Below are 16,281 nucleotides of genomic sequence, written 5' to 3'. Positions count from 1 at the left end.
GCAGATAAAATGAAAGGCGAGGCCCCGATGGCTTCGCCTTTTGTCGTTTGTATGCGCCGAATATTGTTATATCGCCGATGTGGCAGTCCGATGGTTATTCCGCCGCAATCGCCTGATCGGCGGCAACATTCGCCACCACCTGATCCTGTCCGCCATCCGAACAGCAATGGCGGTTCAGTTCTGCGCGCATCTGACAGGCACATTTACCACATTGTGGTTTGCAGCCGTGAAAACGAAAAACCTCTGCCGGACGCGTTGCGTGACCGTCCGTTGCAGCACGTTTTACGTCACCCTGATTAAGGGCATTACAAACACATACAAACATAGATGCAAATGCAATCAGTTATTAATGACACCTGAACCTAACTACTGCAAATGCGAATGCGTTTCAAATGATTTCGATCAAATTCCGGTTTGGGAATACGAAAAATCCGCAGCCAGATTGAGGCTGCGGATCCCGATTTTAAGAATATCCTGTTATTACAAGATCATCCGACAACCGATATATGGCTGACCACCTTGGTCACACCCTTGATCCGACGCACGATGTTCAGCACCTTGTCATATTCGGTTTTATTGGCCGATTCGCCCATGATGTAGACGATATTGTTCACTGTTTCCCAACGATAATTTACCGAACGCACCCCCTTCTCCGCCAGCAACAGGGCTTTGATCTGGCTGTCGATCCATACATCGGAAACAGACTGCTTGGCCGAATCCGCTGGTACAGCGTTGTCTTCGCCGTATTTCTGCTCGGCCTCGCGATATTCGGCAACGGTTTTGGCATCGGCGACCTGCAAATGATCGTAAATCTTCTTGATGCGCTTATCTTGGCGAATGATCGACATCACGTCGTAATATTTGCCCTTGGAATCAACCATGCCTGTGACCATGACCTGTTGTTTCCAAATATCGACATTCACATCGATCAGATAGCTGTGATCAATTTCGGCAAATTTGCCCAGGATTTCCGATTTGATCTTGGTATCAAGCCACTGATCATCGCCTGAGCGGTTTTCAACCGGCATCTGCAACGGGCCACAAGCCGCCAGCGGCGCACTGAAAACGATTCCCAGCGCCACAACCTGCAATGTTCGTTTCAAACCGCGAGACACACGTTTCATTCGGCTACTCCTAAATCGCTTTTCAAATTTTGCGCCAATGGCATCGGCCCCATCAGGCACCAATTCCCGGCAACAGCAGCACATATATCCCAAGCCTTACAGGCTGATTATGACAAAATCGGCACCACAATTATGGCAAAGTTAAAAAATCTTTCAAAAGCCGTGACAATAAAACGCTTTTCGCCGCGAAACAGATGCCCGTGTCACAAAAAATTCTGACAAAACCCTCCGTTTCACAAATCCTGATTGACTCATTTCATTAATTTATTCATGTTTTACGATAATTAATCATCATAAAACGACAGGAATATGAAAATGAGTCCCACCACAAAAATACGCACCGTCAGCCTGATCCTGAGCTGGTTGTGTTTGATCGCGATTGTCTTTGAACTCGGTTTTGTACCCTTAATCTGGTTGACACCTGACATGGCCCAAAACGCAATTTCCTATTCCGACAGCCTGGTGCCAGTTCCTCTTGCCGACCTGCAATCCCTTAAGGGCGGCCAACTTTTTGTGGTTTTCATCACGCTGATGATACCATCGGCCGTAATGACATTTGGTCTGTGGCATTTACGCAAAATGTTTCTATGCTTTGCCCACAACGCGATATTCGAGCATGGCACAATCCGTCATTTGAAAATCTTCAGTATCGCCCTGTTATCGCAAACACTCCTTTCCCCTCTTGCCGGAACATTAACGTCGCTTTTTGTGACCATTACCCGGCCCGAAGGCGAACGCGCCATTTCGATCGGGCTTAGCAATGTCGAAGCTACCAGCTTTTTCCTGGGCGCATTGTTCCTGATCATTTCCTGGGTTCTGGGCGAAGCCGTTACGTTGCATGACGAAAACCGGAGCTTTGTTTAATGCCCATTATCATGCGCCTGGATGTCATGCTGGCCAAACGCAAGATGAAATCGAAAGACCTGGCAACCCACATCGGCATTAGCGAACAAAATCTCTCGCTGTTGAAATCGGGCAAAGTCCGCGGGGTCCGGTTTGAAACCCTTGCTGCCATTTGTCAGGCCCTGGACTGCCAACCTGGTGATCTGCTGGAATACACCACCAGCGAAACCAATAACGGATGATGTGTTCCAACAAAAACGGCCAGCCCCGAAAGGCTGGCCGAACATTCATCCAGGGGTCGAAAAGCGTGCGCTTATGCCTCTTCCATCGACATCAACGAAGCATTGCCACCGGCTGCCGTGGTGTTGATGGTAATAGTTTTCTCAGTGGCAAAACGATGCAGGAACAATTCACCGGGCAAGGCACCGTCATCCTCGATCCCGCTATCGGAAATCAGCGAGAGGATGGCACCATCGCGACGTGCCAGAACCTGTTTGAAAACCGTCACCCTTTGTAAGGGCGCGACACAGGAAACACCGGCAACCGCACCGCCATTCATGGTGGCAAGACCGGCTTCATCATTCACCGCCCTGACAAGGGATTTTGGCAAATCAAGGCTGGCAACCAGTTTTTCCACCCGGGCAAGCCATTTGTCATTGCCTGCCAGCAGCACACTATTGCCCGCTGCCAGGGCAGCCGCCACATGGCGCAAAACCCGGCCCGGTTCAGCCCCACGGTCCGCCTGCACCAGATAAACACCACGTCCCAGAAGCTCCAGATCGTTGGTTTCACCGGTCGGCCCGGGCAGACGCACCGGCGCAACAAAACCATTTTGCGAGATTGCGGCAAAATCGGCGAAATGCTGCGCACCCTGCGCCAGTTCCTCGCTGCCCTCATTCGCCAGTTTACTGGCAAGGTTTTCCAACTGCTTCATACGTGTATCACCCGGCATATTCTGCCAGTCGATCTGCCCTTTGGTCAGGGCGGTAATTTCCGCCGCCGGAACAGGCGTATTCACAAAAATGGTTTCCCGGTCATCCGCCGAGGACGCATCCCCCACCGCAACCTTGCCCTGATCGGCAACCGGTTTGGCGAAACGGGCAACATAGTGCGGGCCGCCCGCCTTGGGACCCGTGCCGGATTTACCCTGCCCGCCAAAGGGCTGTACGCCGACGACTGCACCAATCATGTTGCGGTTGATATAACAGTTACCAACCCGCAATTTACGGGCAATGTGGCGTGCCGTTCCATCAATGCGCGAATGCACACCCAGTGTCAGGCCATAACCCGCATCGTTGATCTGGTCCAAAACCTTTTCCATATCCCGTGCCTTAAAGCGCACCACATGCACAATCGGCCCGAAAACTTCGCGTTCCAGCACATCCAGGCCGGAAATTTCCACACAATGCGGGGCAAAGAACGTGCCTTTTTCGGTTTCGGGCAACATGTCACAGGCATGCAGGATTTTGGCTTCGCGCTTCATCCGGTCGATATGCTTTTTGAGCATATCCTGCGCCTTGCCATCAATCACCGGTCCAACATCAATATCAAGATAGGCCGGATCACCAACCCGCAATTCCTTCATCGCGCCAACCAGCATATGGCACAATTTATCGGCAATATCTTCCTGCACAAACAGGACACGCAACGCGGAACAGCGCTGGCCGGCGGACTGAAAGCCCGAAATCACCACATCCTGCACCACCTGCTCGGGCAGGGCCGTGGAATCGACGATCATGGCATTCTGCCCCCCGGTTTCCGCAATCAGCGGAATCGGCGCGCCCGGACGTTTGGCAAGCGTGCGATTGATCACCTGCGCGGTTTCGGTGGAGCCGGTAAAGGCCACACCAGCCACCCGGCGATCATTGATCAGCACATCACCCAATTTGCGCCCCGATCCTGGCAGCAACTGAAACGCACTGCCCGGCACACCGGCTGCCAAAATCAGCTCTGCCGCCTTGGCCGCAATCAGCGACGTTTGTTCTGCCGGTTTGGCAATAACGGCATTACCGGCAGCAAGGGCCGCTGTAACCTGACCCAGAAAAATCGCCAGCGGGAAGTTCCACGGGCTGATGCACACAAACACCCCGCGCCCTTCCATCGCATTGCCTTCGCGATAAAGCTCCTCGCAACGATTGGCGTAATAGCGGCAAAAATCCACCGCTTCGCGTACTTCGGCGACACCATCGGAATAAAGCTTTCCGGCTTCGCGCTGGCAGAGCAAAATAAACTCGTCAAGGTTATCTTCAAGCAAATCACCCAGCTTGCGCAGGCAGGCCGCACGCTCTGCGGCGGGCGTTGCATTCCAGGCCGGATAACCCGCACTTGCCGCCTCAAGGGCGGATTTGGCGGTGTCTTCATCGGCCAGCACGACCTCGCCAACCTTTTCGGAGAGATCAACCGGGCTCATCACATCCTGTACGTCCCCTTCAACCCATTTGCCGTTGATCAGAGGAGCGGCGCGCCAGTCATTTTTGGCAAGGCTTTCCATATGGGTTTCAAGGGCGGTCAGCTTGATCTGATCGGTCAAATCCATCCCGCGCGAATTGATGCGCCCTGCCCCATAAAGATCAATCGGTGCCGGAATTTTCGGATGCGCCTTGCGCGGCAGCACCGCCATTTTTTCCACCGGGTCGCCGATCATTTCTTCAATCGGCAATTGTTCATCCTGAATACGGTTCACAAAGCTGGTATTGGCCCCATTTTCCAGCAAACGCCGCACCAGATAGGCCAACAGGTCTTCATGGGTGCCGACCGGCGCATAAACACGGCAGGGAATATTTTCGCCATCCTTGCCAACAATCTGCTCATACAGGGCCTCGCCCATGCCATGCAGGCGCTGGAATTCAAAGGTACGGTCATTACCCGCCATCGTCAGAATGGCAGCCACCGTGTGGGCGTTATGGCTGGCGAACTGGCAATAAAACGCATCCCGGCGTGACAGCATCAAGCGCGCACAGGCAAGATAGGAAACATCGGTTGCCGCCTTGCGGGTGAATACCGGATAGCCTTCAAAGCCGTTTTCCTGGCTGTTTTTAATCTCGGTATCCCAATAGGCACCCTTTACCAGGCGCACCATCATTTTGCGCCCGACCCGACTTGCCAGATCAGCCAGCCATTCCAGTACATGATAGGCACGTTTTTGATAGGCCTGTACTGCCAGGCCGAATCCCTCCCAGCCTTCAAGGTCCTGATCAGCAAAGACCGCCTCGATCACGTCCAGCGACAGGTCAAGCCGGTTGGCTTCCTCGGCATCGACGGTAAAGCCGATATCGTGCTGCTTTGCCATCAGGGCCAATGCCTTGAGGCGCGGTACCAGTTCGTCCATCACGCGGTCGCGATTGGCAAAATCATACCGCGGATGAATGGCCGAGAGTTTTACCGAAATACCCGGGCTGTCAATGGGGCCACGCCCCTTGGCAACCTTGCCAATTTCATGAATCGCACGTTCATAGGATTTGAAATAACGGTCCGCATCTTCCATCGTGCGGGCGGCTTCACCCAGCATGTCATAGGAATAACGATACCCCTTTTCCTCGTTTGCGCGTGCCCGTTCCGCGGCCTCGGCAATGGTGCGGCCCATCACGAACTGGCGGCCCATGATCCGCATCGCCTGGTTAAAGGCACGACGGATCACCGGTTCGCCTGAACGGGCAATCATGCGTTTGACCAGGGCCCCGGGATTGGCCCGTTCTTCCCGCCCAAAACGGATCACCCTTCCCGTCAGCATCAAGCCCCAGGTTGAAGCATTGACAAAAAAGCTGCCGCTGTTGCCCAAATGGCTGTTCCAGTCAGCATCAAACAGTTTATCCTGGATAAGTTTATCGGCAGTGACGGCATCAGGCACGCGCAGCAATGCCTCGGCCAGACACATCAGGATCACCCCTTCCTTGCTGGTCAGTTCATATTCATGCAGCAGGGCGTCAATGCCGCTTTTGCCGGAATCCGATGCGCGCACATTGGCAACAAGCTGATAAGCCTTTTCCTGCACCCTTGCCTTGTCTTCAGACGACAACGTGGCCTTTTCGATCAGGTTATTAACAACAGCTTCCTCATCACAGCGATAGGTCGCACGGATCTGATCGCGAAAGTGATCGGATTTGGGCAAGGGGGAACGAAACATCACGCAAAAGACTCCCTGTTCACAACGACGCAGCCCTGTCTGTAATCATCTCAAACTGTCAGGACGGTTATCGTCCGCGTTTTCCCGACAGGATTCAAAAGCAAGGGCAAAAGCAATGTTCGCCAGAATAGTAACAAATCAGAAAAATATGCTGCCATTTTTTCCAAATTTGCGATATATCATCCACTGATTGGTCATAATTGCAGTTTTAAACACTGGTTAAACACATCAGATGCAGAAGAATATCAAAAGCCTCGACAAGATCGACAAACAGATCCTCCGGGAACTGCAAAATGACGGCAGAATGTCCAATGTGGAACTCTCCCGGCGCGTTAATCTAAGCCCGACCCCCTGCCTTGAACGTGTGCGACGCCTGGAACAGCAGGGCTTCATTATCGGCTATATGGCCCGACTTGACCCGCGCAAACTTGATCAGTCTCTCGTCGTTTTTGTCGAAATTACTCTGGACCGCACCACGCCCGATGTTTTTGACAAATTTTCCACTGCCGTACGCAAGCTGCCCGAAGTCGAAGAATGTCATATGGTGGCAGGTGGCTTTGACTATCTGATGAAATCCCGGGTTTCCGATATGTATGCCTATCGCGAATTTCTCGAACGCCTGTCATCGGTTGAAGGTGTCAGTCAGACCCACACCTATGTCGTGATGGAAGAAGTCAAGGTACGGCCTGGCATTACCGTTATCTGACCCTGGTCCCATCCAGATATCCAACATCAACACACACAAGGCATGGCTATTTCAGTCTGCCGCGCATTTTAAAGTAGCACAAATAACGACAATCCGTAACGATCAGGGAAATCGAACCAGATAATCAGGGAGGATTCCATGTCTGATGTGGATTTTTATTTTGATTTCTCATCACCTTACGGCTATTTCGCCGCGGAACGCATCGACGGGCTGGCCCAGCGTTGCGGTGTCAGGGTTAATTGGAAGCCTTATCTGATTGGGGTGGTTTTCAAACAAACCGGTCAGACACCCCTGGTTGATCAACCGATTCGCGGGGACTATTTCCGCCGCGATATGGAACGTTGCGCCAAACTGCAGGGTACACCATTCAAACTACCTGCCAAATTTCCCTATGCTGCCACGGCCCCCAGCCGCGCCTTTTACTGGATCAACAGCTTTGATCCCGCCCTTGCCAAGCGATTTGCCCATGATATTTATCGTGGCTATTTCGCCGATGGTCTGGACATGTCGAACCAGGAAACCGTCATTGCCTCGGCCACCCGCCACGACATCAATGCCGATGATCTTCGCGCCGCCATGACGGACCCAAAATGGAAACAGCACCTGCGTGACGTGATTAACGAGGCGATCGAACGCGGTGCTTTTGGTTCACCCTTCTTTTTCTACGAAGACGAACCGTTCTTTGGCAATGACCGCATGGATCAACTGGAACAGTGGATCAAAAGTCGGCCCTGACCATCTGCCGTGAAGGGCTGGAAATAACATCATCACGCCAGTCAGACCCGCCAGGTTACCTGATGAATTTCTTTTAAAACCATATCCCTATGGAAATATCCATCATATTTCCAAGGATCGTTTCCGCGCGCCTGAACGACATATACGTATATTCGGTACTAAAATACCAATTTATGCTTGCCGTTTACGTAAACTTCCGCCATAACAGGCGCATGGCCATCGCGCCAAAAACACATTATGGGCCGCCTTGCCTGCCGCCCGGCTGGCCCCATCGGTTTGGTTTCGACCCAGCAGGACGGGACATGCAGATAAAATCCGCCATCAATATTCGCGCCGAAGATTTTCGCAGCAATGCCGACCATATGGCAAAACTGGTTGAGGATTTACGTGACCAGATCGGCCAGATCAAACTGGGTGGTGGGGAACGCGCAAGAGAGCGCCACACCAGCCGGGGCAAACTGCTGCCGCGCGAACGCATTCGCCAGTTGCTTGATGTCGGATCACCATTTCTGGAGCTTTCGCAGCTTGCCGCCTATGGCATGTATGGCGACGAAGATGTACCAGCCGCAGGCATTATTACCGGTATTGGCCGCGTTTCTGGCGTGGAATGCGTGATTGTTGCCAATGATGCTACGGTCAAGGGTGGGTCCTATTACCCGATGACGGTGAAAAAACATCTGCGTGCCCAGGAGATTGCGCTGGAAAACCACCTGCCCTGTCTTTATCTGGTCGATAGTGGCGGTGCCAACCTGCCGCGTCAGGATGATGTTTTCCCGGACCGGGATCATTTTGGCCGCATCTTTTTCAATCAGGCCAATCTCTCGGCCAAGGGTATTCCACAAATTGCCATTGTCATGGGGTCCTGCACGGCAGGCGGGGCTTATGTTCCGGCCATGTCTGATGAAAGCGTGATTGTACGCAATCAGGGCACCATCTTTTTGGGCGGGCCACCGCTGGTCAAGGCCGCAACCGGCGAAGTTGTTTCCGCCGAGGACCTTGGCGGGGCGGATGTGCATTGCAAAACATCAGGCGTGACTGACCATTACGCCCAGGACGATGCCCATGCCCTGTCCATTGCCCGCACCATTGTCAAAAACCTGAACTGGACGAAAAACCCCGGCATCACCCTGCGCGAACCGGTCACACCGGCCTATGACCCGCGTGAAATTTACGGCATCATCCCGACCGATTCCAAAAAGCCGTTCGATGTGCGCGAAATCATCGCCCGCATTGTCGATGGTTCCGACTTTGATGAATTCAAGGCCCTGTATGGCACCACGCTTGTGACCGGCTTTGCCCGCATTTTTGGTTATCCGGTCGGGATTATTGCCAATAACGGCATCCTGTTTTCCGAAAGCGCGCTTAAGGGTGCCCATTTCATCGAACTTTGCAGCCAGCGCGGCATACCGCTGGTGTTTTTGCAAAACATCACCGGCTTTATGATTGGCCAGAAATATGAAAGCGGCGGCATCGCCAAGAATGGCGCCAAGCTGGTAACGGCAGTTGCCACCGCCAAAGTGCCCAAATTCACCGTTTTGATCGGCGGGTCGTTTGGCGCTGGCAATTATGGCATGTGCGGGCGTGCCTATAGCCCGCGTTTCCTGTGGATGTGGCCCAATGCCCGCATTTCCGTGATGGGCGGCGAACAGGCGGCCAATGTGCTCACACAAATCAAGGCCGATGCGATGGAAAAACGCGGCGAAACCTGGCTGCAGGATGAACAGGATGCCTTCAAGGCCCCCATCCGTGATCAATATGAAGAACAGGGTCATCCCTATTATGCCTCTGCCCGCCTGTGGGATGACGGCGTAATCGACCCCGCCGATACCCGCATGGTTTTGGGCCTTGGCCTTTCCGCAGCATTGAACAAACCGGCCGAAGAAACCCGGTTTGGTGTTTTCCGCATGTGATCAGGGAAGGAAAGTCATGACCGAAGTTAACAATGATAACTCTGCCCTGATATGTGAGATCGCGGATAACGGCATTGCCCGGATTACCCTTAATCGCCCGGAAATTCACAATGCCTTTGATGACCAGCTGATCAGCGATTTGACCACCACGCTGAAACGTCTGAATAACGATGACAATGTGCGCGTGGTGCAACTCACAGGCGCAGGCAAAAGTTTTTCTGCCGGGGCGGACCTTAACTGGATGAAACGCATGGCAACCTATAGCCATGCCGAAAACCTGGCCGATTCCCGCAACCTTGCCGCCCTGATGAAAACGCTGAATTTCATGCGCAAACCCACCATTGCGCTGGTTAATGGGGCGGCATTTGGGGGTGGTGTTGGCCTTGCGGCGTGCTGCGATATTGTCATTGCATCGGAAAAGGCAAAATTCTGCCTGTCGGAAACCCGCTTGGGGCTGATACCTGCTGTTATTTCGCCTTATGTGATCGAGGCCATCGGCGTGGCACAGGCAAGGCGATACTTCATCAGTGCCGAACGGTTTGATGCCAAAACCGCACAAAATATTGGTTTGGTGCATGACGTTGTCAGCGCGGAAGAACTGCTTGCCAAAGGCGATGAAATGGCGCGCACGCTGCTGCAAAACAGCCCGGCTGCGATGAAAGCGGCCAAAGACCTGATTTACGCCGTAGCCCATCAGCCGATTAACGATACCATCATCGAGGATACGGCCACCCGCATCGCCGACCAGCGCGCCAGTGTCGAAGGTCGTGAAGGGGTCAGTGCCTTTCTTGAAAAACGATCCGCCTTCTGGATTAAGGAATAAACATATGCTGCGCAAACTTCTGATCGCCAATCGCGGCGAAATTGCCTGCCGCATCATTGCCACCGCAAAGCGCATGGGCATTACCACCGTTGCCGTTTATTCCGATGCCGATAAATCCGCCCTGCATGTGCAACAGGCCGATGAAGCCTGGCATATTGGTGCAGCCGCCCCGGCGGAAAGCTACCTTCGGTCAGACCGATTGCTTGATGTTATTGCACAATCAGGCGCAGATGCCGTTCATCCCGGTTATGGCTTTTTGTCCGAAAATGCCGATTTTGCCGATGCTGTTGCCAATAGCGGGGCTGTTTTTGTTGGCCCGCCCGCCAGCGCCATTCGCGCCATGGGGTCAAAATCCGAAGCCAAAAAAATTATGGCAGATGCCGGTGTACCGCTGGTGCCAGGCTATCATGGCAAGGATCAGGCCCCGGACTTGCTGGCGGCAGAGGCCGATAAAATTGGTTATCCCGTCTTGATCAAGGCATCCGCCGGGGGTGGCGGCAAAGGCATGCGCGCAGTTGAAAAACCCGAAGATTTCGCCGATGCCCTGACCAGTTGTAAACGCGAAGCGCGGTCCAGCTTTGGTGATGATCACTGCCTGATCGAAAAGCTGATTTCCCATCCCCGCCATGTCGAAATTCAGGTTTTTGCTGATAGCCACGGCAATGCCGTTTACCTGTTTGAACGGGATTGCTCCTTGCAGCGCCGCCACCAAAAAGTGATTGAAGAAGCCCCCGCCCCCGGCATGACGCAAGAATTACGCGCGCAAATGGGCGAAGCAGCCGTTAATGCGGCACGCGCAATTGGCTATCAGAGTGCTGGCACGGTTGAATTCCTGCTGGATGCGTCTGGTGCGTTTTATTTCATGGAAATGAATACCCGCCTGCAGGTCGAACACCCGGTAACGGAAATGATCACCGGCGAAGACCTGGTTGAATGGCAATTGAAGGTCGCCAATGGCGAGGCCCTGCCCAAAAGCCAGGACCAGCTTGCCATCACCGGCCATGCCTTTGAAGTCCGCCTCTATGCCGAAGACCCGAACAACGACTTTTTGCCTGCCACCGGCACGTTAACCCATATGCACATGCCCGAAGCCAGCCGCCATGTGCGCATCGATACAGGCGTTTATCAGGGCGGTGTTGTTTCCATCCATTATGACCCGATGATTGCCAAGCTGATTGTCTGGGATCAGGACCGGACTTCGGCACTGCGCCGGTTATCGCGCGCGCTAGATGATGTACAGATTGTTGGTGTCAGCACCAACACCGCCTTCCTTGCCAATATTGCCCGCCACCCCGCCTTTGAACGTGGCGAGGTTGAAACCGGATTCATCCCCACCTATCAGGATGACCTGATCCCCGCCCCGGCCCAACCGGATAACAGCGCGCTATGCTTTGCTGCACTGGAAATTCTCCATCAACGCGATTGCGAAGCCCGCACCTTTGCCGCCACCAGCAACGACCCCTGGTCCCCCTGGAACAGCACCAATGGCTGGCGCATGAATGACGACAACCACCATGATCTTGTTCTGCGTCATGGCGGCGAGGAAATTTGCCTGAAACTGCATTACCGCGACTTTGGATATATGTGCGACCTGCCCAATGGAACATCGGTTCGCATCGAACAAATCACCCATGACAACGGCGATATTGCCGCCATTATGGATGGGGTTCGCAAACGTGCCCAGGTGCGAAATGCAGGCAAAAGCATGGCTGTTTTCCAGCCCGGCAAAATGGACCGCCTTGAAAGGGTTGATCCCACCGAAAATACCACCGCCAATGCCGCTGGTGGCGGCAGCCTGAATGCGCCCATGCCCGGCAAGATCATTGCCGTGATGGCAAAAACCGGCGATGCTGTAAAGGCGGGTGACAAGCTGGTGATTATGGAGGCGATGAAAATGGAACATACCATTTCCGCCCCCGTTTCAGGAACCATCCGCGATGTTTATTTTGCCGTCGGCGACCAGGTGGGCGACGGCGACGAATTGATCGCAATCGAGGAGGCCTGACCATGCCACGCCGCACGCTGGGAACTCTGCCTAACAAGGTAAAGATCGTTGAAGTCGGCCCGCGTGACGGCCTGCAAAATGAAAAGGCGATGGTCTCGACAGCCACCAAAATCGAGCTGATCCGCCGCCTGGGCGAAGCGGGCCTTTCCGTGATCGAGGCCACCGCCTTTGTCAGCCCCAAATGGGTGCCGCAAATGGGCGATGCCAGCGACGTCATGACGGGGATTGAACGTCGTGATGGTGTGTCCTATCCGGTGCTGACGCCCAATATCAAAGGGCTGGAGGCCGCCATTGCCGCGGGTGCAACAGAAGTGGCGATTTTTGGTTCTGCCTCGGAAAGTTTCTCGCAAAAGAACATCAATTGTTCGATCGAAGACAGCCTGAAGCGTTTTCGCCCGGTCATGACATCGGCACGCAAAAACAATATTGCCGTGCGCGGGTATGTTTCCTGTGTGCTGGGTTGCCCTTATGAAGGCGATATTGCCCCGGACAAGGTTGCCAGAGTTGCCCGCGAACTCTTTGAAATGGGCTGTTACGAAGTCAGCCTGGGGGACACCATTGGCACGGGTACGCCAATAAAGGCGCAAAACATGATTGCCGCTGTAAGTGAACATGTCCCGGTCGAAAAACTGGCCGCCCATTTCCACGATACCTATGGACAGGCATTGGCAAATTTGCTGGCGGTAATGCAAATGGGCATTGCCACCATTGACAGTTCGGTAGCGGGCCTGGGGGGGTGCCCCTATGCCCAGGGGGCCAGTGGTAATGTTGCGACCGAAGACGTTGTTTATATGCTCAACGGGCTGGGCATTGACAGTGGCGTAAACCTTGAAAAACTGGTGGAAACCGGCCACTGGATTTGCAGCCGTGTTGGTCGTCCGTCGGCCTCAAAGGCGCAATTGGCAATTGCCGCCCATATGATGTGATCTTTAACGCGCCCGATAAAAATCCCCGCTGCCTGTCTGGCAACGGGGATAAATCTTCTGGTCGGCCCGCAATCCTATTCAAAAACATCAAGCCGTTTTGACCGCCGCGAGGAACTTGTCCACACGGGTGCGAAGAACTTCCGATTGCTGCGAAAGCTCCCCCGACGCCGACAGTACCTGCTGGGCGGCTGCCCCTGTCGTCGAGGCTGCCTCGGTCACACCGTAAATATTGTGCGAAACATCGTTGGTCCCCTGCGAGGCCTGCTGAATATTACGGGTGATCTCACCTGTGGCCGCCCCCTGTTGCTCGACAGCACTGGCGATGCTTGCGGCAATCTCATTAAGCTCGGCAATGGTCGTTCCGATGCCCTGAATGGCCGAAACCGCACTTCGGGTTTCATTCTGGATCGCGCTGATCTGGCTGGTAATTTCGTCCGTCGCACGTGCGGTGGCCGATGCCAGATTTTTGACCTCTGCCGCCACCACGGCAAAACCTTTTCCGGCCTCGCCGGCGCGTGCAGCCTCGATTGTCGCATTCAATGCCAACAGATTGGTCTGATTGGCAATGTCATTAATCAGATTAACCACCTCGCCAATGCGCAATGCGGCTTCGGCCAGACCTTCGACCTGTGCATTGGTCCGGGTTGCGTCTTCCGTCGCTTTCGAGGCGATTTGCGCCGAATGACTGACTCTGCCACTGATTTCATCAATAGATGAACTGAGTTGTTCCGTGGCGCTGGCCACCGTCTGCACATTCGTCGAAGCCTCATCGGCCGCCGCTGCCACAGCGGTAGACTGCCGACTGGTTTGTTCTGCCGTTGCCGTCATCGACTGTGCCGTTACCTGCATTTCAGTTGCCGCGGAAGCAAATCCGCTCAGAACATCAGCAACGTCCTGATCAAATTCTTTGGTCAAACGTTCAATCAAGTCCGCACGGGCCTGCCGTAAACGAACCTGTTCTTTTTCGTATTCTGCCATTTCGTCCGCTTTTATCATGTTTTCCTTGAACACCAGAACAGCCTGCGACATGGCACCAATTTCATCCCCGCGATCCTGCCCGGGAATCTCTATCGTTTTATTCCCCCCGGACAGCTTGCGCATCGCATCGGTAATCAGGCCTATCGGTTTTGAAATGCCAGTCCCGATAATCCACGCAGCAAAGCCCCCTGCCAGCAGTGCGACAACAGCAACAATGATCATCGACACAACAGCTTCGCCAATTGCTTTTTCTGCCCGCGGACCCAGTTCATCCTGTTCGGATTTGATATCAAGCTTCAGCTTTTCCAGGCTCTCCGCAAGTTTGGGGCCCAGTGGCTCAAGCTTCTGTGAAAAAATCCCGTCTCGCTCAGCCGGGGATTGGGCTGCAACCAATTCGTCAAAGGCAGCTTTGTATTTTTCGATAAATTCATCATTGCTGTTGCCTGCGGCAATGCGATCAGGACGGTTCAACAAGGATAAAAGCTGTTCGTTATATTGATCGGTCGCTTTCAAACGCTCTTTTCCGAGCGCAATCGCATCGGAAGAGCCATTTTTCATGAACTGATAGGTCGCAATGCGCGCTTCCAGCAAATTGGCCTGTACCCGGCCCGCCTGAAGTGATTGCAACGCCGTTTGCCGATAGCGTGAAAAATTATGATCCGCAGAACGCAACGAAAAAACACCAATTGCCGCCACCACCAGCAACAGCAAAAGCACGATTGCAAAACCACCAAAAACCTTTTGTGGCACCGTGATTTTCTTTAAAAAATCCAACTTTTGAGTCCCCCTTGGTCATGCTGGCTGTTTCATCACGGTAAAACCGGACAGCCGCGCAATCATTCCTTGCAAACAACGAACAGAAAAAGAGGGAAACCAAAATGAATCTAACGCGTTACAAAGTGTTAGCCCATTAATATGCAAACTTGGGAAGCATTCTGGAACGTGACTCATATTCAATCACGAGGTAAGATAAAATGTGGAATATTCATCGTCCAATCAGGCAAAAATTCAGCAGCACAGAAGAACGCACCACTTGAAATATTCACTTGGACACTCACTCTTGGCATAGCTCACAACACCGGAGCCAACCGCAATCGCCAAAAAGAGCAAAGATGTATTCCTAATCAAACCCCGTAACCGATAGTTCCAACCTCTAGATATTTCTGCCACTTGAATAGCCCGGCCATTTTGTACCCCCAAAAGCCGGTAAAACATCCTCACATCGGACACCAGCCACAATGGTACATAAAATACCCTTTTTCAAGCACAAAAAGAAAGTGACCGAGCAAAAATGGTTCAAAAATATACCAGAATACAATTGTGACCGAGCGTAACTCATATGAAAAGCTGCCTTAGCGCCCGCATCAGAACGGCTCGAAAACACTTGGGAATGACGGCTTCCCGCGCCGCCGAGCTTGCAGGATTGACGCGAAAGTCATGGGAACGATACGAGCTGGACAAAAGCGAACCACGTGCAACCTCTTTAACCATGCTTGTGGAACATGGAATTGACGGTACATGGTTGCTTACAGGCACAGGAAACATGACCCAGGCTGACACGCAAAAATCACAGCCAAATCTCGACCCGGAGCTATTAAGGAAGATCATTGAGGAGCTTGAAAACTTCCGCCAACAACACAATCCGGACTGGAGCAACCAGCAAATTTCCCAAATCATTTCTCTTGGCTACCAAATGATGGAATCCCAGGAAGCAGAAAAACGACACGAAACGATTAAAAACCTCCAATTCCTGATGTTAGCTGCAACCTTATAACGCCTCCAACAATTCCCGAACCCGCGGCGACCTCTGGCTGCGACAACAATGTTAAGGACAATTTTGTCCGATTACGCCCCCAACTTCAAACGGTTGTACATCACGAAGCAAGACTCAGGCGATATTCATGCTCGCAAGAATAGGGGAATCCTATTCCCAAGAGACAGAAATGAGATATAATTGACCATAATCCGATAAAATAACGGACATATTTTACGATACAAGCGCGTTAAAAGACCCGCGATTCGCCCATTTCACGTGTCAAATGGGCCAAAACAGACCCTCTGCTTGCACACGCAAAAAAAATGGGCATCCCAAAGCGGGATACCCATTT

Annotated in this window: 12 protein-coding genes and 1 pseudogene; 9 read left to right on the top strand and 4 right to left on the bottom strand. The window is 53.0% G+C overall.

Features of this window, described 5'->3' with window-relative positions:
* Positions 1 to 196: 196 nt before the first annotated feature.
* Positions 197 to 325, bottom strand: a pseudogene (locus tag TH25_RS25670) ((2Fe-2S)-binding protein); the annotation flags it as partial.
* A gap of 163 nt (positions 326 to 488) precedes the next feature.
* Positions 489 to 1,124: a BON domain-containing protein gene (locus tag TH25_RS04030; protein ID WP_114087141.1), complete on the bottom strand. Its 636-nt coding sequence runs from the start codon at positions 1,122 to 1,124 to the stop codon at positions 489 to 491.
* A 315-nt stretch (positions 1,125 to 1,439) separates the two neighbouring features.
* On the opposite strand from TH25_RS04030, the gene TH25_RS04025 reads away from it, so the two are divergent.
* Positions 1,440 to 1,988, top strand: coding sequence for a DUF2975 domain-containing protein (locus TH25_RS04025; RefSeq protein ID WP_114087140.1), 549 nt, complete (start codon positions 1,440 to 1,442; stop codon positions 1,986 to 1,988).
* Entirely contained in the window at positions 1,988 to 2,209 is a 222-nt protein-coding gene (locus TH25_RS04020; RefSeq protein WP_114087139.1) for a helix-turn-helix domain-containing protein, read from the top strand. Before TH25_RS04025 ends, TH25_RS04020 begins: the two co-directional genes overlap by 1 nt.
* 71 nt (positions 2,210 to 2,280) lie before the next feature.
* On the opposite strand, the gene putA is transcribed toward TH25_RS04020, so the two are convergent.
* Positions 2,281 to 6,090, bottom strand: coding sequence for a bifunctional proline dehydrogenase/L-glutamate gamma-semialdehyde dehydrogenase PutA (gene putA, locus TH25_RS04015; RefSeq protein ID WP_114087138.1), 3,810 nt, complete (start codon positions 6,088 to 6,090; stop codon positions 2,281 to 2,283).
* 232 nt (positions 6,091 to 6,322) lie between these two features.
* On the opposite strand from putA, the gene TH25_RS04010 reads away from it, so the two are divergent.
* The 6 genes from TH25_RS04010 to TH25_RS03985 all read left to right on the top strand — a co-directional run bounded on the left by TH25_RS04010 (position 6,323) and on the right by TH25_RS03985 (position 13,195).
* Positions 6,323 to 6,796: an Lrp/AsnC ligand binding domain-containing protein gene (locus tag TH25_RS04010; RefSeq protein WP_114087137.1), complete on the top strand. Its 474-nt coding sequence runs from the start codon at positions 6,323 to 6,325 to the stop codon at positions 6,794 to 6,796.
* Positions 6,797 to 6,934: 138 nt separating this feature from the next.
* The gene (locus tag TH25_RS04005) at positions 6,935 to 7,531 is read left to right on the top strand and encodes a 2-hydroxychromene-2-carboxylate isomerase (protein WP_114087136.1); all 597 of its coding nucleotides are present in this window, start codon (positions 6,935 to 6,937) and stop codon (positions 7,529 to 7,531) included.
* Positions 7,532 to 7,833: 302 nt separating this feature from the next.
* Positions 7,834 to 9,441, top strand: a complete 1,608-nt coding sequence (locus TH25_RS04000; protein ID WP_114087253.1) for a carboxyl transferase domain-containing protein — start codon at positions 7,834 to 7,836, stop codon at positions 9,439 to 9,441.
* Between the two features lie 16 nt (positions 9,442 to 9,457).
* On the top strand, positions 9,458 to 10,264 hold the full coding sequence (locus TH25_RS03995) for an enoyl-CoA hydratase/isomerase family protein (protein ID WP_114087135.1): 807 nt from the start codon (positions 9,458 to 9,460) through the stop codon (positions 10,262 to 10,264).
* A 4-nt stretch (positions 10,265 to 10,268) separates the two neighbouring features.
* Positions 10,269 to 12,269, top strand: a complete 2,001-nt coding sequence (locus TH25_RS03990; RefSeq protein WP_114087134.1) for an acetyl/propionyl/methylcrotonyl-CoA carboxylase subunit alpha — start codon at positions 10,269 to 10,271, stop codon at positions 12,267 to 12,269.
* A 2-nt stretch (positions 12,270 to 12,271) separates the two neighbouring features.
* A complete protein-coding gene (locus TH25_RS03985) occupies positions 12,272 to 13,195 on the top strand; it encodes a hydroxymethylglutaryl-CoA lyase (protein WP_114087133.1) in 924 nt (307 codons plus the stop codon).
* A gap of 87 nt (positions 13,196 to 13,282) precedes the next feature.
* On the opposite strand, the gene TH25_RS03980 is transcribed toward TH25_RS03985, so the two are convergent.
* Complete coding sequence (locus TH25_RS03980; protein ID WP_114087132.1) at positions 13,283 to 14,947, bottom strand: methyl-accepting chemotaxis protein; 1,665 nt, start codon at positions 14,945 to 14,947, stop codon at positions 13,283 to 13,285.
* Between the two features lie 616 nt (positions 14,948 to 15,563).
* On the opposite strand from TH25_RS03980, the gene TH25_RS03975 reads away from it, so the two are divergent.
* The gene (locus TH25_RS03975; RefSeq protein WP_181847387.1) at positions 15,564 to 15,947 is read left to right on the top strand and encodes a hypothetical protein; all 384 of its coding nucleotides are present in this window, start codon (positions 15,564 to 15,566) and stop codon (positions 15,945 to 15,947) included.
* Positions 15,948 to 16,281 lie beyond the last annotated feature (334 nt).

This window comes from Thalassospira profundimaris, assembly GCF_003326755.1.
Classification (GTDB): domain Bacteria; phylum Pseudomonadota; class Alphaproteobacteria; order Rhodospirillales; family Thalassospiraceae; genus Thalassospira; species Thalassospira profundimaris_B.
Note: the sequence above shows the minus strand (reverse complement) of the source record. Positions and strands in the feature narration are given on the sequence as shown.

Coding starts and splice junctions, on each gene's coding strand:
- TH25_RS04030 (WP_114087141.1), bottom strand. CDS start 1,124: ATGAAACGTGTGTCTCGCGGTTTGAAACGAACATTGCAGGTTGTGGCG.
- TH25_RS04000 (WP_114087253.1), top strand. CDS start 7,834: ATGCAGATAAAATCCGCCATCAATATTCGCGCCGAAGATTTTCGCAGC.
- TH25_RS04020 (WP_114087139.1), top strand. CDS start 1,988: ATGCCCATTATCATGCGCCTGGATGTCATGCTGGCCAAACGCAAGATG.
- TH25_RS03990 (WP_114087134.1), top strand. CDS start 10,269: ATGCTGCGCAAACTTCTGATCGCCAATCGCGGCGAAATTGCCTGCCGC.
- TH25_RS03995 (WP_114087135.1), top strand. CDS start 9,458: ATGACCGAAGTTAACAATGATAACTCTGCCCTGATATGTGAGATCGCG.
- putA (WP_114087138.1), bottom strand. CDS start 6,090: ATGTTTCGTTCCCCCTTGCCCAAATCCGATCACTTTCGCGATCAGATC.
- TH25_RS03985 (WP_114087133.1), top strand. CDS start 12,272: ATGCCACGCCGCACGCTGGGAACTCTGCCTAACAAGGTAAAGATCGTT.
- TH25_RS04025 (WP_114087140.1), top strand. CDS start 1,440: ATGAGTCCCACCACAAAAATACGCACCGTCAGCCTGATCCTGAGCTGG.
- TH25_RS03975 (WP_181847387.1), top strand. CDS start 15,564: ATGACGGCTTCCCGCGCCGCCGAGCTTGCAGGATTGACGCGAAAGTCA.
- TH25_RS04005 (WP_114087136.1), top strand. CDS start 6,935: ATGTCTGATGTGGATTTTTATTTTGATTTCTCATCACCTTACGGCTAT.
- TH25_RS04010 (WP_114087137.1), top strand. CDS start 6,323: ATGCAGAAGAATATCAAAAGCCTCGACAAGATCGACAAACAGATCCTC.